The sequence below is a fragment of the Stutzerimonas stutzeri genome (assembly GCF_024448935.1).
GTDB lineage: Bacteria > Pseudomonadota > Gammaproteobacteria > Pseudomonadales > Pseudomonadaceae > Stutzerimonas > Stutzerimonas stutzeri_AO.
In genome coordinates, this window is sequence record NZ_JAMOIE010000042.1 from 1 (window position 1) to 17,176 (window position 17,176).

Annotated in this window: 18 protein-coding genes and 2 pseudogenes; 3 read left to right on the forward strand and 17 right to left on the reverse strand. The window is 61.6% G+C overall.

Annotation, left to right across the window (positions count from 1 at the left end; translation table 11 throughout):
• The 12 genes and pseudogenes from NA637_RS13210 to fliE all read right to left on the reverse strand — a co-directional run.
• Window positions 1–197: pseudogene (locus tag NA637_RS13210) on the reverse strand (flagellar motor switch protein FliM); the annotation flags it as partial.
• A 12-nt stretch (window positions 198–209) separates the two neighbouring features.
• Window positions 210–740, reverse strand: a complete 531-nt coding sequence (gene fliL, locus NA637_RS13215; protein WP_256072721.1) for a flagellar basal body-associated protein FliL — start codon at window positions 738–740, stop codon at window positions 210–212.
• Window positions 741–939: 199 nt separating this feature from the next.
• On the reverse strand, window positions 940–2,178 hold the full coding sequence (locus tag NA637_RS13220; RefSeq protein ID WP_256072722.1) for a flagellar hook-length control protein FliK: 1,239 nt from the start codon (window positions 2,176–2,178) through the stop codon (window positions 940–942).
• 122 nt (window positions 2,179–2,300) lie between these two features.
• Complete coding sequence (locus NA637_RS13225) at window positions 2,301–2,609, reverse strand: Hpt domain-containing protein (RefSeq protein WP_423836729.1); 309 nt, start codon at window positions 2,607–2,609, stop codon at window positions 2,301–2,303.
• Between the two features lie 76 nt (window positions 2,610–2,685).
• Entirely contained in the window at window positions 2,686–4,392 is a 1,707-nt protein-coding gene (locus tag NA637_RS13230) for a fused response regulator/phosphatase (protein ID WP_256072724.1), read from the reverse strand.
• Window positions 4,392–4,697: an STAS domain-containing protein gene (locus NA637_RS13235; protein ID WP_256072725.1), complete on the reverse strand. Its 306-nt coding sequence runs from the start codon at window positions 4,695–4,697 to the stop codon at window positions 4,392–4,394. Before NA637_RS13235 ends, NA637_RS13230 begins: the two co-directional genes overlap by 1 nt.
• A gap of 173 nt (window positions 4,698–4,870) precedes the next feature.
• Window positions 4,871–5,323 carry a flagellar export protein FliJ gene (fliJ, locus tag NA637_RS13240; RefSeq protein WP_256072726.1) on the reverse strand — a complete coding sequence of 151 codons (453 nt, stop codon included), beginning with the start codon at window positions 5,321–5,323 and terminating at the stop codon, window positions 4,871–4,873.
• Window positions 5,324–5,326: 3 nt separating this feature from the next.
• A complete protein-coding gene (gene fliI, locus NA637_RS13245; RefSeq protein ID WP_256072727.1) occupies window positions 5,327–6,685 on the reverse strand; it encodes a flagellar protein export ATPase FliI in 1,359 nt (452 codons plus the stop codon).
• Window positions 6,675–7,493 (reverse strand): flagellar assembly protein FliH, encoded by an 819-nt coding sequence (gene fliH / locus NA637_RS13250; protein ID WP_256072728.1) that lies wholly within the window; start codon window positions 7,491–7,493, stop codon window positions 6,675–6,677. The genes fliI and fliH overlap by 11 nt, the downstream gene beginning before the upstream one ends.
• A 15-nt stretch (window positions 7,494–7,508) precedes the next feature.
• Window positions 7,509–8,528 (reverse strand): flagellar motor switch protein FliG, encoded by a 1,020-nt coding sequence (fliG, locus tag NA637_RS13255; RefSeq protein WP_256072729.1) that lies wholly within the window; start codon window positions 8,526–8,528, stop codon window positions 7,509–7,511.
• Complete coding sequence (gene fliF / locus NA637_RS13260) at window positions 8,521–10,308, reverse strand: flagellar basal-body MS-ring/collar protein FliF (RefSeq protein WP_256072730.1); 1,788 nt, start codon at window positions 10,306–10,308, stop codon at window positions 8,521–8,523. The genes fliG and fliF overlap by 8 nt, the downstream gene beginning before the upstream one ends.
• A 15-nt stretch (window positions 10,309–10,323) precedes the next feature.
• A complete protein-coding gene (gene fliE / locus NA637_RS13265; protein ID WP_256072736.1) occupies window positions 10,324–10,653 on the reverse strand; it encodes a flagellar hook-basal body complex protein FliE in 330 nt (109 codons plus the stop codon).
• 300 nt (window positions 10,654–10,953) lie between these two features.
• Here fliE and NA637_RS13270 point away from each other — a divergent pair, with 300 nt between their 5' ends.
• Window positions 10,954–12,150 (forward strand): benzoate/H(+) symporter BenE family transporter, encoded by a 1,197-nt coding sequence (locus NA637_RS13270; protein ID WP_256072738.1) that lies wholly within the window; start codon window positions 10,954–10,956, stop codon window positions 12,148–12,150.
• Window positions 12,151–12,232: 82 nt separating this feature from the next.
• Window positions 12,233–12,379 (forward strand): annotated as a pseudogene (locus NA637_RS13275) (NADP-dependent oxidoreductase); the annotation flags it as partial.
• Window positions 12,380–12,424: 45 nt separating this feature from the next.
• Here the strand turns inward: NA637_RS13275 and pyrF are convergent.
• Complete coding sequence (pyrF, locus tag NA637_RS13280) at window positions 12,425–13,120, reverse strand: orotidine-5'-phosphate decarboxylase (protein ID WP_256072739.1); 696 nt, start codon at window positions 13,118–13,120, stop codon at window positions 12,425–12,427.
• 161 nt (window positions 13,121–13,281) lie between these two features.
• On the opposite strand from pyrF, the gene NA637_RS13285 reads away from it, so the two are divergent.
• Window positions 13,282–13,449, forward strand: coding sequence for a DUF2897 family protein (locus tag NA637_RS13285; RefSeq protein WP_256072740.1), 168 nt, complete (start codon window positions 13,282–13,284; stop codon window positions 13,447–13,449).
• A 141-nt stretch (window positions 13,450–13,590) separates the two neighbouring features.
• On the opposite strand, the gene NA637_RS13290 is transcribed toward NA637_RS13285, so the two are convergent.
• The 4 genes from NA637_RS13290 to NA637_RS13305 form a co-directional block, all read right to left on the reverse strand.
• Window positions 13,591–15,021 (reverse strand): PLP-dependent aminotransferase family protein, encoded by a 1,431-nt coding sequence (locus NA637_RS13290; RefSeq protein ID WP_256072742.1) that lies wholly within the window; start codon window positions 15,019–15,021, stop codon window positions 13,591–13,593.
• 88 nt (window positions 15,022–15,109) lie between these two features.
• Entirely contained in the window at window positions 15,110–15,940 is an 831-nt protein-coding gene (locus NA637_RS13295) for an OmpA family protein (protein ID WP_256072743.1), read from the reverse strand.
• Window positions 15,937–16,236 (reverse strand): DUF4398 domain-containing protein, encoded by a 300-nt coding sequence (locus NA637_RS13300; protein WP_256072801.1) that lies wholly within the window; start codon window positions 16,234–16,236, stop codon window positions 15,937–15,939. The genes NA637_RS13295 and NA637_RS13300 overlap by 4 nt, the downstream gene beginning before the upstream one ends.
• Before the next feature lie 48 nt (window positions 16,237–16,284).
• Window positions 16,285–17,109: a transporter substrate-binding domain-containing protein gene (locus NA637_RS13305; protein WP_256072803.1), complete on the reverse strand. Its 825-nt coding sequence runs from the start codon at window positions 17,107–17,109 to the stop codon at window positions 16,285–16,287.
• Window positions 17,110–17,176 lie beyond the last annotated feature (67 nt).

Consider the following 17,176-nt stretch of genomic DNA (forward strand, 5'->3'; position numbering starts at 1 on the left):
CCCCTGTAGCGGGCAAAACGTTCGTTGATCATTTCCAGGGTAGGCATGCGCCCACGGACGATCCGGTCCTGGCTGGTCAGGTCGTAACTCTTGATACTGCCCGGTTCGGAATCGCTTTCGGTATCGACCAGACCGTCATCGACTCCGTGCAGGAGCGCGTCGATCTCGTCTTGCGAGAGCAGGTCTTGAACAGCCATCTGAAACGACCCCTATTGCAATACGAAGTTGGTGAACAGGACTTGCTCGATCGCGAGCTTGCCGATTTCCTTCTGTGCCAGCTCCTGAACGCTGGCGGTCGCCTGCTGCCGCAGCATCTCCTGGCCGACAGGCGTCGCCAGGCTGGCAAAGTCCTGACTGGAGAACAACATGACCAGTTGATTGCGTAACAACGGCATGTGTTCCTTCAACCCATCGAGCGCTGCCTGATCACGCGACATCAGCGCAACGCTGACTTGCATGTAGCGCTGGCGCCCACCGGCATTGGTGAAGTTGACAATAAAAGCCGGTGCCAGCACCTCATAAATCGCCGCCTGCCGCCGGGGCGCGGCATCAGCCTTGGCAGTCTCATCCGCCGCCTGCGGCGACTCGCCTCGATACATGGAGTACAAGATAGCGCCCACCGACACCCCGACGGCCAACAGCAATCCTAGGACAATCAGAATGATCAGCTTGAGTTTGCCCTTTCCTTCGCTCGCAGCCGCAGGACTCGGAACGTCCGGAGGTCCCTGTTTCTTTGCCATGCCAAATATCCGTCATCACAAGTGTTTTCACTCGCCTCATCAACGAGCGAGCAACTGCTGTGCCAAAGTATCGGCCAGCGAACAGGCAGCGTAAACGATTGCCATGGCGCGTCCGTCTTTTGTAGACGAATAGTCCGTGACTCAGGGTGCATGAGCAAAAAACCGGGCGCACAGCCCGGTTCCTGTCAGCACGTTACGGTCACGCGTAGTAATCCACCAAGCCGCGATCGCCACCGGCACGCGCGGAGCTGATCTCCATGCTGCCCTGAACGACCTCATCATCCCCTGCAGTCGATACACCGGCGACGCCACCATCACGCGATTCGCCGCCGCCGTCACCGCGCCAGCCTCGCGACTGGTCAGAGACGTTTACGTCCATCGTCATCCCCTGCTGAGTGAACATATCGCGAAGCCGCTGCAGTTGCCCTTCCAGCGCATCGCGTACGCCTGCGTGCGGGCTGAGGAAGGTCACCTGGGTTTGATCCTTGGTCATGTCGATACGAACCTCCATGCGGCCCAGCTCGGCCGGATCAAGCTGAATTTCGGCCGACTTGAGGTTCTGGCTGGACAACCACATCACCCGATCGACCACGGCTTCGCTCCAGCCGGTCTGCTGCATCTGCACAGGTTGTCCTGGCACCATCGTGGGCCGCTGCAGCTGCTGGGTCTGATTCTGCTGAGCAAGCGCCTGAGTCAATGGATTGAGCCGGTTCAACGCCGCTTCGGCGTTGCTTGGGCGACTGTCCTTCGGCGCGTCAAGTTTTTCGAGCAGTTCACCAAAGTCTTCCTCCAGCGAACGCTCGTCACCCTCGTCGAGCAAGGCCTCACCCTCTGGCAGGCTCGCCGGGGCGGTTTCCTGCGCATCGCCTGCGCCTTCCTCCGCCAATACGGCGTTCAGGAAAGGGCTCTTCTGGGTAGTCGACTGGAGCTCCAGCGTACGCTGCCCTGTCAGCAACGCCTCGCCGTCAGCCTCGAGACTCTCGGCAGCCGCCTGCGGCAGTGCCAGGCCAACCAGTAACTCGCTGTCTGGCAGCGGCAGTTCGTCGACGGGCGGCGCCTCGCTGACCGTACCCTGGCCGCCCATGCCGAACAGCAGCAGCGGATCAAGCTCGGCCTCCGGATTCGGCGCGCCGTCATCCACCGTCTCGGGGCTGGCAGGCAACTCATTGCCGGTTTCGGCCGCAGCCGGCTTTTCGGTGCCGCTTGCCTTGTCGGTTTCCTGACTCGGTTCCTTGCCAGTCGGCTTGTCCCGGGCCGGCTTCGCCGCCGCGTTTTGCGCCTCGGCAGGCTTGCCCTGGCGCTCTTTCGCATAGACGTCAGCGAAGCCGGAGGCCTCGTCACGACTGGATTGTCGGGCAGGCTTGGGGGATGCGTTCGCGGCCTTGGCGGCGGCGGTCGGGGCCTTGATATTGAGCAACAGATCGGGGGAAACGGCCATGGATCTTTCCGCTGAGGATGGAGACGTGCTGATGCTCAAGCAAACTCCGGGCCACTCGGTAGCGAATGAAGGTTCAGCGGCAGCGTAGCGACCCCAGCGGGGCTCTGGGAAAAAGGTGCTTGTCAGCCAGGTCCTGCCCAACGCTGGCGTTCGGCGCGATAGAGCATGCGCACAATGGTAAATTCGCGTTCGATGCGCTCGATCAGGACCGGCGCCTCATCCAGTTGGTCGCGCCTGGCGGACTCCTCCATCTCTCGACAAAGTTCTGCCAGCAACGCGGCGCCCATGTTGCTGCAGCTACCTTTGAAACTGTGCGCAGCCTGACGCAGGCGCTCTGCCTCGCCGCTCCGACAGGCCGCCTGCAACAGCCGCAGCCGCTCTTCGGAATCGGCGAGGAAGGTGTCCAGCAGTACCGGGTACTCCGCTTCCATCACTTCCTGAAGGGTTACCAGCGCGCTGGTGTCGAGATGTTCGGCCACGGAAACGCTCCTGGCTGTAAACGGCGGATTATGCATGACCGGACCAGTGAAACTCCACGTTGAGCACCTTGCCGTCGGGCTGCCAATAAAATCGCTCGCTTAACTGGCGAATCATGCGTAGCCCTCGCCCTTCCAGGGATTCGCTGCCGTATTGCCGGTCCAATGCACGCTGCACATCGAAGCCCGGTCCGCTGTCGCGAACAGCGATGCGCAGATACCCCTTGGCCCCTTCAGACTTGACGGTAAACTCGATCGACACGAAGCCTTCGCCAAGCGCGTCCAGCCGCCGCTGGCGTTCCCGGTAATAGCGGGCAAAGCCTTCCGCGTCGAACTTGATGGACGAATCGAGCAACAGCACCCCATGCTCCACCGCGTTGGCATAGAGCTCAGTCAACACTGTAAAAATGCTGCCGACACGGTAGCGCAGGGGCGAAATCTGCAGCAAAAGCTGCATCGCCATCGGCAAAGGGTCAGCCGAGCGCAGGCTGCCGGGGCGTAGTTCGATGCAAGTCGACCAATCTCTCGGGCGCAGCTCTCGGCTTCCGAGTGGGTAAACATGAAGCGAATGAGGCGCAACCGCCCCAGGCTCGGCGATCATGCTCACTTCAACCAAGCTCAGGTCGTCAAGTATTTGACCATGGAAGGCATGCAGCGCCTCCTGAATGTCGTCTAACAGCGTCGCGGGGTCGCTGTTGGACTCCATTACCGCAAGCAGCCGTTGCTCGCCGAACAGCTGATCATCGGCGTTGCAACTCTCCAGCAACCCGTCCGACAGCAACAGCAGGCGATCGCCCAGCGCCAAAGGCAGTGTCTCGAAGGTGTCATCGAATGACGTCGCCTCTCGTACCCCCAGCGGCAAATGCCTGGACCGCAAGGGCAACCGTGCGCCGTTCACGGCCTTGAGCAGGTAGCCGTCTGGCAAGCCACCGTTCCATACGCGCAATATGCCTTGCTCGAGGTTGATGTCGAGAAAGGTGGCGCAGCAGAACATCTCGACCGGCAGGATCAGCTTCAGCTTGGCGTTGATATCGCGAAGGATCTGATTGCTCGAATAGCCCTTGGCGGTCATTCCGTAAAACGTTTCCGCCAGCGGCATGGCACCGATCGCAGCCGGCAGACCATGGCCGGTGAAGTCGCCGAGTAGCACGAACATCCTGCCGGCCGGCGCTTGGGCAGCAAGCAGCAGGTCGCCATTGAACAGCGCCCGAGGAGATTGTCGATAGCGGATGTTGGGGGCGTCAAGGCAGCCGGCGTGAGCGACCTTGTCGAAAATGGCCTTGGCCGCGCGCTGCTCGTCGAGCAATTGCTGATTGCGGCGGCCGATCAGATCACGCTGCTCCAGCAGCGTCGCTTGCAGGCGGCGCAAGCGATGCATGGCCTGGATCTTTGCTTCCAGCATGATCGGGTTGTAGGGCTTGGCGATAAAGTCATCGCCGCCCGCCTCGAGGCAGCGAACCAGCGCTTCGTTTTCGGTCAGCGAGGTAAGAAAGATGATGGGCACCAGCTCATTGCCAGCCAATTGCTTGATCTGCTGTGCCGCTTCGAAGCCGTCCATCACCGGCATCAACGCATCCATCAGAACCAGCTGTGGGCGCTCGCGCTCGAACAGTTCCACCGCTTCGGCGCCATTGGCGGCCGTTACCACGTGATGGCCCTGGCGGCGGACGATAGCCGCCAACAGCAGGCGATCAGCCGCACCATCCTCGGCAATGAGTATGGAGAGCCGACGAGGCATCAGGCGATCGCGAACAGTTGTTCGAAGTTGGAAACCGAAAGGATTTTGCGGACGTCAGGATTGCAATTGATCAGGCGAATATCGGCCTTATCGCTGCCCGCATGATCACGCAACAGCAACAACATCCCAAGGGCGGAACTGTCGAGATAGGTCGCGCCGTTGAGATCGACCACATAGCGTCGGGGCGAACTCCCAGCACACTGATAGGCATCGCGAAAAGCCTGGTGCGTGTTGAAATCGAAGCGCCCCCGAATCGTTATGGTCAGCTCCTGTCCATCTGCCGATAGCTGTGCACTGATGGTCATCTAGTAGCACTCCTGATCCGAACGAGGTCGTGGTCTTTCGCCACCGCTGTCTTGCTGGGTTGGTGCCGGCGCGCCGAATGGCGCCACGTCCAGGGCCTGCAGCTTCAGTTCCCACCGCGCTAATGTAAAGAAGCTGATGAAGATTTAGCACCCTAAGCCCAGCGCAGCAAGCCTCAATCCTGTTTGGGGCGACTCGAGAGTCGCTGGGAAAATTCGTCCAGCAGTTTTTGCTCTCGCTTGTCCGCCGCGGTTCTTGCCTCTTGCAGGTAGCGCTCGACCAGTCTGCGCAGGCCGTCTAGCCGGGCACGCCGCTGTTGCCATTGGTCACGCAGCTTGTCGAGGTTGTTGCGGTGCCAATCCAGGCTGCGCTGCTGCTGCCCGATGGCGGACTCGAGCTGGGAGAGAAAACGTTGGTAGTTCATCAGCCATTGGCCGGACACGCCCTGGCTGCCCTGCGCCATCCACTGCTGCTGGTAATCGGCGAAGTATTGCCGTAACTCGCCCAGCTTGGCTTCGGCCTGGGCGACTTGCGCCTGGCCTTGGCCAAATAGCTTAGCGGCCTCTCGCTCGGCACGCTCGGCCATATCGATCACCGGCGCCAGGCGCGCCGCTCGGCTGGCTGGCAAGGATTAGCCTGCGGCCTTGGGATTGAATACGCCGCCCAGCAGCGCTTCGCTCTGGGCCAAATGCTCGGCTTCGTCCAGACCCTGCCGAAGGTAGCGAACCATCTCCGCCTGTCGGGCGATGGCGAGGTCGGTTTCCGGATCGCCTCCCGGTACGTACGCGCCGACGCTGATCAGATCGCGGCTCTGCTGAAACCGCGACCAGAGCTGTTTGAAGCGCTGGGCATTGCGCATATGTTCAGCACTGACCACCTGCGGCATGACCCGGCTGATTGAGGCCTCGATGTCGATGGCGGGGTAATGCCCCTCCTCCGCCAACCGGCGAGACAACACAAAATGGCCGTCCAACACCCCTCGTGCGGCGTCGGCGATCGGGTCCTGCTGATCGTCGCCCTCGGACAAGACGGTATAGAACGCCGTGATCGAACCGCCGCCCTCCTCGGCATTACCCGCGCGCTCCACCAGGCTCGGCAGCTTGGCGAATACCGAAGGCGGGTAACCCTTGGTCGCCGGCGGTTCGCCGATGGCCAGAGCAATTTCGCGCTGGGCTTGAGCGAAGCGGGTCAACGAATCCATCAGCAGCAGGACGTTCTTGCCCTTGTCGCGGAAGTATTCAGCGATGCGCGTGCAGTACATGGCGGCTCGCAAGCGCATCAAGGGCGCGTCGTCCGCCGGTGAGGCGACGACAACCGAACGCTTGATGCTTTCTTCGGTAAGAATGTTCTCGATGAACTCTTTTACCTCCCGGCCCCGTTCGCCGATGAGCCCGACGACGATGATGTCGGCCTCGGTGAAGCGCGTCATCATGCCGAGCAGGACGGACTTACCCACGCCGGTGCCGGCGAACAGCCCCAGACGCTGCCCGCGGCCGACGGTCAGCAAGCCGTTGATGCTGCGGATCCCGACATCCAGCGGCTCGCTGATGGGGTGGCGCTTGAGTGGGTTGATCAGCGGGCCGTCCAGGGGGACCCAGTCCTCGGCTTTCATTCCGCCCTTGCCGTCCAGTGCACGGCCAGCACCATCCAGCACGCGCCCCAGCATCGAGGTCCCCATGGGTAGCCGCCCGGTATTGGCCAAGGGCACCACGCGCGCGCCGGGGGCGATGCCCGCCAGGCTGCCGACCGGCATCAGATAGAGCTTGCCGCCGGAGAAGCCCATTACTTCCGCTTCGACCTGGGTTGGATGGTAGCTGTCGTCATTGATCACCAGGCAGCGGCTGCCCACCGCCGCACGCAGGCCTTCGGCTTCCAGCGTCAACCCGACCATACGCAACAACCGACCCTCGAGGATCGGTTGGCTGGGAAGCTTGATCGCCTCGCCGTAGGTTTCGAAGCGCTTGGCGAAGCTGGTTCGTTCAAGGCGCATCGGCTGGCTCCGCACCCGAGCCGAGATCGAGATCGAGATCGAGATCGAGATCGAGATCGAGATGCAGGTCAGCCTCGGGCGGGCTGGTGGCGTTTTCCCGCTGCTGTTCGAATAGTTGACTGATCGCCAGGCCCAGGCGCGTTTCGACACTCGCGTCGATACGGCTCTGTTCGGTCTCGATCCGGCAACCGCCCGGCAGCAGTTCACTGTCCTCAACAATGCGCCAGGTCTCTTCGTGGCGCTCGCGCAGCGCTTTGACCAAGTCGAAATCCTGCGGGTTGATGTAGATGCGCACGTTACTGGCCCCCATGGGCAACAACTTGAGCGCTTCGCGCAGCACCTGGCGGATCTGGCTGGAGTCGAGCAGCAGATCGCGTTGAATCACTTCGCGCGCCAGCTGGCTGACCAGCGTGACCATGGCGTGTTCGAGGTTGCGATCCTGATCGGCGATGGGTTCGAGCAGCTGCGTCATCAGCTTTTCCAGGCCCTGCAGCTTGGGGATCAGCGCCGCCTCGGCTTCTTGCCTGGCCTTGAGCTGACCGGCGTGAAACCCGTCCTTTTCGCCCGTGCTGAAACCTTCGTTGTAGGCCTCCTGACGAATCGCCTCGAGTTCGTCGAGCGTCAGCGGTTTGACTTCCTCGACAGGGACGTCTTCGCTGCGCGACAGCTCTTCGTCCGGGCTCGGTTCATCGGCCGCTTCAGGCTCTTCCGGCGTCGCACCCAGCGGGTCGAAGCTCGGCAGGGCCCAGCGATCGAAGACATTGACGTCCTTCGCGCGGATCACGTCGCTGGGGTTTTCCTTGGACATACGGCTCGCCTGGACCTAGATCATTTCTTCGCCGCCCTTGCCACCGAGCACGATCTCTCCGGCTTCGGCCATACGGCGAGCGATAGTGAGAATTTCCTTCTGGGCGCCCTCGACTTCGCTGATGCGCACCGGCCCCTTGGCTTCCAGGTCGTCGCGCAGCAACTCGCCGGCGCGCTTGGACATGTTCTTGAAGATCTTCTCCTTGATCGCTTCGTCAGCGCCCTTGAGCGCCATGACCAGCACATCGGAGGATACTTCGCGCAGCAACACCTGAATGCCCCGGTCGTCGAGATCGGCAAGATTGTCGAACACGAACATCAGGTCCTCGATCTGCGAGGACAGATCTTCGTCGACATCCCGAATGGCGTCCATCAGTTGGCCTTCGACTGAACTGTCGAGGTAGTTCATGATGTCCGCGGCGCGCTTGACACCGCCCAGCGTTGCCCGCGTGGTATTGGCGTTGCCGGAGAACTGTTTCTCCAAAATCAGGTTGAGCTCCTTCAACGCCGCCGGCTGCACGGTATTGAGCGACGACACGCGAAGAACGATGTCGAGCCGTACCTTGTGATCGAAATGCGACAGCACTTCGCCCGCCTGGTCAGGATCCAGATACGCCACCACGATCGCCTGGATCTGTGGATGCTCGTAGCGGATCACGTCGGCTACCGCGCGGGGCTCCATCCACTTCAGGCTGTCCAGGCCGCTGGTGTTGCCACCCAGCAGGATGCGATCGATCAGGCCTCCGGCTTTGTCCTCGCCCAGCGCCTGGGTGAGCATCTTGCGGATATAACCGTCCGAGCCCACGCCAAGGCCGGTCTGATCGCCAACGATGTCGACAAACTCGCTCATCACTTTCTCGACCTGTTCACGGTGAATGTTGCGCATCTGCGCCATCGTCGTGCCGACCTTCTGCACTTCCTTCGGGCCGAGATGGCGCAGCACCTGCGCGGCATCGGCCTCGCCCAGCGAGAGCAGCAGTATCGCGGCCTTGTCGATCTTGTTCAGCTTGTTAGCCGGAACGCGCGCATCACTCATCTGCATTGATCCAATCTTTGACGACCTGAGCCACCCGGCCCGGGTCTTCCGCTACCAGATTCTTGATGGCATTCAATTGCGCATCGTATCCCTCGGTCGGGCTCGGCAGCATGATGCTCTGCGGCCCGCTCAAACTGACTCGATCACTGGGCAGCGCGCCGTCGATGCCTTCCAGGTTGCCGAGCTCGGCATCACCGCCCGCTGTTTGCAATTCCTTGCTCTTGCCGGCGTTGGTCAGGTTGTTCAGCACGGGCCGCAGCACGCCGAACACCAGTACCAGGATGAACAGGACACCGAGCACCTGCTTGACGATGTCCCAGAACCATGGCTGCGAGTAGAACGGAATCTCGATGAAGGTCTCGTCGAGCAAGTCAGCGGCGAATGGCGCATTGATCACACTGACGCTGTCACCACGGCTTGCATCAAAACCGACCGCATCCTGCACCAGCCGGGTGAAGCGCGCCAGTTCTTCGGCGGTGCGCGGTATCCGAGTGGTGGTGCCGTCCGCGGCAACGGTCATCTGATCGTCGAGCACCACGGCAACCGACAACCGACGCAGGCGCCCCTGCTGCTGCTTGGTGTAGCTGATCGACCGATCCAATTCATAGTTGCGGGTCGCCTGCTCGCGCTTGTCTGCCGGATACGGCGCCAGCATGGGTTGTCCGGTCGCGGGGTCCATGACTTGCTGACCATTGGCATCCAGCAACGGCTGGCCCGGAGCGATGGCACCCGCCGCGCCGGCCTGCCCGGCAACAGCATTCTCGGGCGCAGCAGCGGGTCCCGGTGGCTGATTGCTGAGGGCACCAGGCACACCTTGCGGGCCGAGGCTGCTCTGACGCTGCTCGCTGACGCTCTGCTCGCTGCGCAGCGCGGGCTGATCGGGGTTGAAGGTCTCGGACGTGGATTCGACTGCACTGAAATCCACATCGGCAGACACTTCAGCCTTGTAGCGACCGCTGCCCAGCACCGGCTGCAGGATGTTGTGCACGCGCTGGGTGTAGAGGCTTTCCATACGACGGCTATAGTCGAACTGCTTGCCGGCCATGCTCAGCTCGGTCAACTCCTGCTGATCGGATAGCAGGTTGCCCTTCTGGTCGACTACGGTGATCTGTGATTTGGTCAGCTCAGGTACGCTGGTCGCGACCAGATTGATGATCGCCATCACCTGGCTTGGCTCGAGACTGCGACCCGAATAGAGCTCGACCAGTACCGATGCGCTCGGCTTGCGCTCGTCGCGGACGAATACCGAGCTCTTCGGAATGGCCAGGTGGACGCGGGCGCCCTTGACGTTATTCAGGCTGGAGATGGTGCGACCCAGCTCGCCTTCAAGGCCACGGCGATAGCGGGTCGCTTCCATGAACTGGCTGGTGCCGAGGCCTTGTTCCTTGTCGAGAATTTCAAAACCGATATTGCCGTCGGTCTGAGCGACACCGGCACTGGCCAGCTTCAACCGCGCGCGCGCAAGGTCGTCGGCCTTGACCAGCAAGACGCCGGAATTGGGCTCGACCGTGTAGGAAATATCGGCGGCCGCCAAGGTTTCCATCACCTGGTTGGCGTCCGTTCCGGCGAGGCTGCCCAGCAATGGCCGGTAGTCCGGCTGCTGTGACCAAAGCACCACGGCAAAACCGATGGCAACGCTCGCCGCCAGACCGACCAGCAGGCCGATCTGCCGCAGCATCGACATTTCAGACAGGTTTTCCAGAAAGGAAAGACCCAGCAAAGGCTTCTTCGGTGCAGCCGAACCAACCGGCACAGGGGCATTGCTAAGCGCGTCAGCCATAATTCAAACCCTGCCCTAGACCGGCATCTGCATGATGTCTTGATACGCCTGGACCAGCTTGTTGCGCACCTGGGTCATGGCCTGAAAGGAAACGCTGGCTTTCTGTGACGCGATCATGACTTCGGTCAGGTCGATGCCGCCCTGGCCCATCTCGAAAGCGGTAGCCAACTGATTGGATGCCTGCTGGGTTTCGTTCACTTTATTGACGGCTTGGCCGAGCATGTCGGAAAAGCTCGGCGCGCCCACTTCCGGGACTGCGGCCACGGGCTTGGAGCGTGCCATTGCATCGGTCTGCATGGCCCGCATTTCCAGCATCAAGCGATTGAATTCGATACCCTGACTCATCATTCCTCCAACAGCTGCGGTTTTTTTGACGCCTCGCAGCAGGCACAGGAGCAATAGCAACTTCGGTGCCAGTGTCCGCACGGCCATTCCTGTCCGCCGCCGCGCGGGAGACGAACGGCGCCAAGCAGGGTCTGGGCACTGTTACGCTGGTTAGGCTGCTGGCTGTACCGCGACGCCAAGCGCGCAACCCCCTAGCCTGTCGTGTATCGCTGGCACGCTGCGTGGAAGTAGACCAAGCCCTGGTCTGTCAGCGATTGCGCCCCCGCGTATCCATCCCCGAATCCGGACCCACAGCTGACGATGACCGCCACCGCCGCCCCGCCTCACCGCCTAATCAAGGACAGCTCGGCCTCCACCGTCGTGGCTGGCTTCATTGCCATGCTCACCGGCTATACCAGCTCGCTGGTATTGATGTTTCAGGCCGGGCAAGCCGCTGGGCTCAGCGGCGGACAGATCTCTTCCTGGATCTGGGCGCTGTCGATCGGCATGGCGATCTGCAGCATCGGCCTGTCATTGCGCTACCGGACGCCTGTGGTGATCGCCTGGTCGACGCCCGGTGCGGCGCTGTTGATCAGTAGCCTTCCTGGCGTTCCGTACGGCGAAGCGATCGGTGCCTTCATCTTCGCCTCGGCGTTGATTGCGCTCTGCGGGCTTACCGGCAGCTTCGAGCGGCTGATGCGCAAGGTGCCTGCTTCGCTGGCGGCGGCCTTGCTGGCGGGGGTGTTGTTCAACATCGGCAGCGAGATTTTTCGCGCTGTGGAAGTTCAGCCAGTGCTGGTGCTGGGCATGTTCTTCGGTTACCTGCTCGCCAAGCGCTTTCAGCCCCGCTATGCGGTGCTCTCGGCGCTGCTGATTGGCTGCGGCCTGTCGGCAATGATGGGTCTGCTGAACTTCAGTGAGCTGAGCCTGGAAGTCGCTGCGCCGGTCTGGACCACGCCGGGCCTGTCGCTGGCCGCCATCTTCAGTATTGGCATTCCGCTGTTCGTGATCGCCATGGCCTCGCAGAACATGCCGGGGCTGGCCGTGCTTCGCGCTGAGGGCTATCAGGTGCCGGCATCGCCACTGATTTCGGTGACCGGCATCGCCTCGGTGCTGCTGGCACCCTTTGGCTCCCACGGTATCCATCTGGCCGCGATCACCATGGCCATCTGCAGTGGCCCGGAAGCACATCCGGACCCCGCAAGGCGCTATACCGCCGCCGTCTGGTGCGGCGTCTTCTATGGCGTCGCCGGGATTTTCGGCGCCACCCTGGCCGCCCTGTTCGCCTCCTTCCCGGCTGCCCTGGTGCTGTCCATCGCGGCACTCGCCCTGCTCGGCTCGATCGGCAGCGGCCTGACCCAGGCCATGCAAACACCGCGTGAGCGCGAAGCGGCGCTGATTACTTTCATGGTGACGGCGTCGGGCCTGACCCTATTCGGCATCGGCTCCGCGCTGTGGGGGTTGGTAGCGGGTGTGCTGACGCTGTTGATCGTCAGCGCACCCAAGCGATCGGTCTGAATCGCCGCAGCGAATCAAATTGCCGTGGCACCGCCATCGACCGCCAGCGCGTGGCCGGTGGTAAAGGCCGCACCATCCAGAAGCCATGCGAGACATGGCCGGCTGGATGCCGGGCGGCGAGCTGAAGAGCAAGGAAGATGTCGTCGAGGGCCTGGAGACTTTCCCGGCGACACTGATGACGCTGTTCAACGGAGGCAATTTCGGCAAGCTGGTGCTAAAGGTCAGCTGAGTGGGCCAAAATCGCCGGTCGCCGCGATGGCGGCCGGCCAGTCGATCACGCCAGTCCTGCGACGACTGCAGCCAATGCCTGGGTTGGATCGGCGGCCTGGGCGATTGGACGGCCGATCACTAAATAATCTGAACCTGCCGTAATCGCCTGAGCAGGGGTGAGAATGCGCCGCTGATCATCCGCTGCGCTGCCGGCGGGACGAATGCCCGGCGTCACCAGCTGCAACCCGGCGAACTGCGCTTTCAAGGGTTGCGCCTCCTGGGCCGAACAGACCAACCCATCCAGTCCTGCCTTCTCAGCCAGCCCAGCAAGACGCAACACTTGCTGCTGCGGTGGCAGATCCAGGCCGATGTCAGCAAGGTCTGCCTGCTCCATGCTGGTCAACACCGTAACGCCGACCAGCAGCGGCTTCTGCCCGCTCAGCTTATCCAGCGCTTCCCGGCAAGCGGTCATCATCCGCAAGCCGCCGGAGCAATGCACGTTGACCATCCACACGCCCAGCTCTGCTGCCGCCTTGACGGCCATAGCCGTGGTGTTGGGGATGTCGTGGAATTTCAAGTCGAGAAACACCTCGAAGCCTTTGGCCTGCAAAGCTTCCACCACCGGTGGGCCGCAACGGGTGAACAGTTCCTTGCCGACCTTGACGCGACACAGCGCCGGGGCCAGTTGCCCGGCCAATGCCAGCGCAGCATCACGGGAGGGAAAATCGAGCGCAACGATGATCGGAGTCTGGCAGGGCATGGCACGTCCTCGGCAAAATTCGGCGCGTATTGTCGCAGAAAACCGCTAACCGGGCGGAGCGGCTCCGCACATCCGCAGCGCCACAGTCTGCGCCGCGATGGCCTGGCGCTGCAGCCGCGCGTAAGGTGGGCACATACCGATCAAGCTACTGGAGAATTCGCATGCCCTGGTATATCTGGCTTTTACTGGCTCTCGTAATCGGATCAATCATCGGCGGCTTGCTGATGTTGCGCGCCGGAGCCCGCAAGATTCCGCTGACCGAGGAGCAAAAACAGCGCATCGCTCAGCGTAATGCCGAGGCAGACGCCCAAGACGCTCGGGATCGCTGAACACAGCCCTTGGTTCCGCGCTGCGTCCACTCGGCTGAGCACCCATGAGCCGCGCGTCTATCAAGGGTTGCCATCAGCGGCCGGAAATGGCCTGTAGCCATGATTCAGGCGATCATTCATCCTCTCAACAGGATGATTCCATTAGCTCGATTGTCGGCAAAGCGCTCCAGCAAGCTCACCCAAGGTTTTCAATGCTCGCTCCGCCTCGGCCGTCCAGGGCAGCGCACAGTTGAGCCGCACACAGTGATTGAACTGCTCGGTGTTGCTGAAAATCAGACCCGGTGCGATGCTGATCCCACGCTTCAACGCCTGGACATGCAGATCCTTGGTATTCACCCGGGCCGGCAAGCTGACCCAGAGGATGAAACCGCCCGTAGGTCGTGTCATCTGAGTGCCTTCCGGGAAGTAACGTTGCACGGCCAATTGGAAAGCGCTGAGATTCTTCCGGTACTCGTGGCGGATGTAGCGCAAATGGCGGTCATAACCGCCATTTTCCAGATACGCGGCAACGCCCATCTGCGTGACGCTGCAGGCCGAATGCGTGCTGAAGGTCTGCAAACGCTTTATCGCTTCGCGGTAGCGGCCGGGAATAATCCAGCCAATACGCACACCGGGTGAAATGGTCTTGGAGAAGCTCGAGCAATAGATCACCCGCCCCTCGGTATCATTGGATTTGAGCGCCCGGATCGATCCTACGTCGAATAGCAATTCGCCATAGATATCGTCTTCGACAATCTGAATGTCGAAATTCGCTGCCAGCTTCAGCAACTGTTTCTGCCGGCCGTCGGGAACACTGCCACCGAGCGGATTGCTTAAACGCGCCGTCAATACCAGTGCCTTGATCGGCCATTGGCTGGCCGCCAGCTGCAACGCTTCGAGGCTAAGCCCGGTATCCGGATCACAAGGGATCTCGATCACCTTGAGCCCGAGCAAATCGGCCAATTGCAACAAACCGTAATAACTGGGCGATTCCGCTGCGATCAAATCGCCGGGTTTGGTCAACACGCGCAAGGACATCTGCAGCGCATCGACGCAGCCGTGCGTAATCACCACGTCGTCAGGTCCGACGACCACGCCCGCGTCGCGCATGCGAATCGCCACCTGCCGGCGCAGCGGCTCGTAGCCGGGGCTGAACATGTAGCTGAACGCCTGCTGACTCTGGAAACGAGTGACCTTGGCGAGCTGTTGATGTAACGCACGAGCCGGTAGATAGTCCACGTGCGGTACGGCGGCACCCAGCGGTATGAGCCCGTCACGGCGCGATTCACTGAGCACCTGATTGATGATGCTGCTGCGGGTGACCAACGTAGGCCGTTCGACCTGAGCGATATCCGGCGTAGGCGCGGTCAGAGCGGGGGTGTGATGAACGTAGAAACCGGATTGCGGACGGGCGCGGATCATGCCCTGGTCTTCCAGACTGGCATAGGCCTGCAGGACCGTCGCGTGGCTGACGTTCAGCTGCATGCTCATTTTGCGCACCGAGGGTACCCGCTCGCCCGGGCGATACACGCCTCGCCGGATATCGTCGGCGAGCTGGTGCGCAATACGCTGATAAAGCAACAGATTGGTCATTTCGTCCGTCTCCGCCAACTGGACCATAACAGTAGTGCAACACCGTTAAGCACGACCAATACAGTTGTCCGCTAACTCGCCGACACAGTCAGTTACCTTTATAACTATCTGAGTTCAACGGGCTGCTCAGGCGCCCTTGCCCGTCGGAAAACAAAATCTCGACCCGACGATTCTGTGCGCGCCCGCGCGCCGACGCGTTCTCGGCGACGCGATATTGCTCGCCATAGCCGACCACCTCGATACGCCCCGCATCGATCCCCAGGCTTTGCATGAAGTCGCCGACCGTCTGCGCACGCGCCCTGGACAAGGCGAGGTTTTCGGCCGCATCCCCTCGATTGTCCGTATAGCCCTCGATCCGGACCCGCCGCCTGGGATTGAGCTGCAGGAAATGGACGACCTTGAGCAGTGTGTGGTTGGCGGATGCGCCTGGTTCGGCACTGGCCGCGCTGAACAGCACATCACCCAGGGTCATAACCAGACCGCGATCGGTCTCGGCCGCCGCCAGGCTGACCATCTGATCCTCCAGCCAGCGACCCTGGTGTTGCAGCTCGAGCATCCTGGCTTCCTGTACAGCCTGACGCCGTCGCTCCAGCTCCATGCTCAGCTGGGTCGCGCGCCTCTGATTCTGTAACTGTTCGCTGTGCTGGCGAGCCATCTCGCTGTAGCGTTTGCTGAGATAGGCATAATGAATGACATCCTCTGCGCTGCCCCAGTAGCCAGCGAAGCGCTTGGCGCGGTCCAGTGACTCGCCCGCCCGCATCACGTCCTTGGGCGCATCCTGAAGGACCTGCGGCACTTCATTGATGCTCTGAAACGTCATGGCTGCGTCTTCCAGCTGCTGCTGCGACTCGTGCGTCGCGCAACCCGGAAGTGCGCCAAGCGCTACCAGCAGCGCGGGGATCAGATAGAGCGGTTTCACTGCAACCTCCCCGGCTGTTCTCGCAAGCGCGCGATGCGGCGGTGCAACTCCGCCAGTTCCAGCTGACTTTCCTCATTAAGCATGCGGGCCTCGGCAAGCCGCGCGTCAAGTTCGGCTTGCTCGGCTTGCCGGCGTGCCTCTCGATAACGCTCACCCTTCATCGCTGCGTCCGCAGCCGCCAGTTTCTGCTCAGCCAGCGTCAGTTCCGATACGCCCAGCGAGCGTGCCTGGCTCAACGCCTGCTCGGTAAGTCGCAGCTGTTCAATGGGAGCGGGATCGCTGGCACAACCAATCATTGCGAACAGCACGAGCGTGCCGCAAAGATGTTTTATCAAGTGAAAATCCTACCGTTGCGAATTGCGTGTGGACGCCGACTGCTGCTTCCAGCGCTCGAGGTTGTCCAGCAGCAGTTGCTGTGGCACTCCCGCGGCGCGCAATTCTGTCATTTTTATCGCCAGCTGTCCGCGCAGCCATGGCCCGTTGCAGGCCGAGTCGTGAGCGACCGCAAAATGCAAACTGCGGATGGAAACCGGCGGGTCCAGCCGCTGTATATCGGCTAGCAGTCCCTGTCGGGCTGCAAATGCAATCAGGCTGTAGCGCTCATGCAGCACATAATCAGTTTTACCCGTCGACAGTCCGCTCAGGGCCTCGGCCAGGCTCGGCACCGAGCGTAGATTGAGATGGTCTTTGGCATAGTTGTCGAATGCATTGCCAAAGCCGGCCGTCGTGACATAAGTCCCCGAGCGACCTGCCAGATCCTCCCGGTTGGCATAGAGGAACCCCGGCTCCTGACGTACCCAGGCAGACAACTGCAAGTTAGTGATCGATGGATGGACAAAATCCAGGTAGGCCAGCTCGCTGGGAGACAGTACCGCATCGGCCAGTACGTCCACACGGCCGCTGCGCACTTGCTCAAGCGCCTTCGCCGCGTCACCGGTGTAGAGAACGTCAAGCTTCAAATCGAGCGAGTCGGTGATCTTTTTCAGCAGATCGGCATTCGCACCCACCAGACGCTCGGGGTTTTGCGGATCCCGCCAGAGAAAAGGTGGGTTGTCCGCACCGCCAGTCGCGATCAGCCAGTCACACTTTGCTGCCGCCGCGTGCGTCGCGAGCGGTGTTGCCAACAACAAGGCGAGCAAGGCGGGCTTCAGCGGAACGGCACAGCGCATGGCAAACCTCATTGTTCGAAATCGGACAGGCGCCCACAAAACCCGCCGGGTGGGCGGGCTTGAAGCA

What these genes read in the sequence shown, in the direction of transcription:
- NA637_RS13235 (WP_256072725.1), bottom strand. Translation starts at nt 4,697, where the DNA reads ATGACCATCAGTGCACAGCTATCGGCAGATGGACAGGAGCTGACCATA.
- fliL (WP_256072721.1), bottom strand. Translation starts at nt 740, where the DNA reads ATGGCAAAGAAACAGGGACCTCCGGACGTTCCGAGTCCTGCGGCTGCG.
- NA637_RS13300 (WP_256072801.1), bottom strand. Translation starts at nt 16,236, where the DNA reads ATGATTGGTTGTGCCAGCGATCCCGCTCCCATTGAACAGCTGCGACTT.
- NA637_RS13305 (WP_256072803.1), bottom strand. Translation starts at nt 17,109, where the DNA reads ATGCGCTGTGCCGTTCCGCTGAAGCCCGCCTTGCTCGCCTTGTTGTTG.
- fliG (WP_256072729.1), bottom strand. Translation starts at nt 8,528, where the DNA reads ATGAGTGATGCGCGCGTTCCGGCTAACAAGCTGAACAAGATCGACAAG.
- pyrF (WP_256072739.1), bottom strand. Translation starts at nt 13,120, where the DNA reads ATGCCCTGCCAGACTCCGATCATCGTTGCGCTCGATTTTCCCTCCCGT.
- NA637_RS13220 (WP_256072722.1), bottom strand. Translation starts at nt 2,178, where the DNA reads ATGGCCGTTTCCCCCGATCTGTTGCTCAATATCAAGGCCCCGACCGCC.
- NA637_RS13230 (WP_256072724.1), bottom strand. Translation starts at nt 4,392, where the DNA reads ATGCCTCGTCGGCTCTCCATACTCATTGCCGAGGATGGTGCGGCTGAT.
- fliF (WP_256072730.1), bottom strand. Translation starts at nt 10,308, where the DNA reads ATGGCTGACGCGCTTAGCAATGCCCCTGTGCCGGTTGGTTCGGCTGCA.
- NA637_RS13225 (WP_423836729.1), bottom strand. Translation starts at nt 2,609, where the DNA reads ATGGAAGCGGAGTACCCGGTACTGCTGGACACCTTCCTCGCCGATTCC.
- NA637_RS13285 (WP_256072740.1), top strand. Translation starts at nt 13,282, where the DNA reads ATGCCCTGGTATATCTGGCTTTTACTGGCTCTCGTAATCGGATCAATC.
- NA637_RS13270 (WP_256072738.1), top strand. Translation starts at nt 10,954, where the DNA reads ATGACCGCCACCGCCGCCCCGCCTCACCGCCTAATCAAGGACAGCTCG.
- NA637_RS13290 (WP_256072742.1), bottom strand. Translation starts at nt 15,021, where the DNA reads ATGACCAATCTGTTGCTTTATCAGCGTATTGCGCACCAGCTCGCCGAC.
- fliE (WP_256072736.1), bottom strand. Translation starts at nt 10,653, where the DNA reads ATGAGTCAGGGTATCGAATTCAATCGCTTGATGCTGGAAATGCGGGCC.
- fliH (WP_256072728.1), bottom strand. Translation starts at nt 7,493, where the DNA reads ATGTCCAAGGAAAACCCCAGCGACGTGATCCGCGCGAAGGACGTCAAT.
- fliI (WP_256072727.1), bottom strand. Translation starts at nt 6,685, where the DNA reads ATGCGCCTTGAACGAACCAGCTTCGCCAAGCGCTTCGAAACCTACGGC.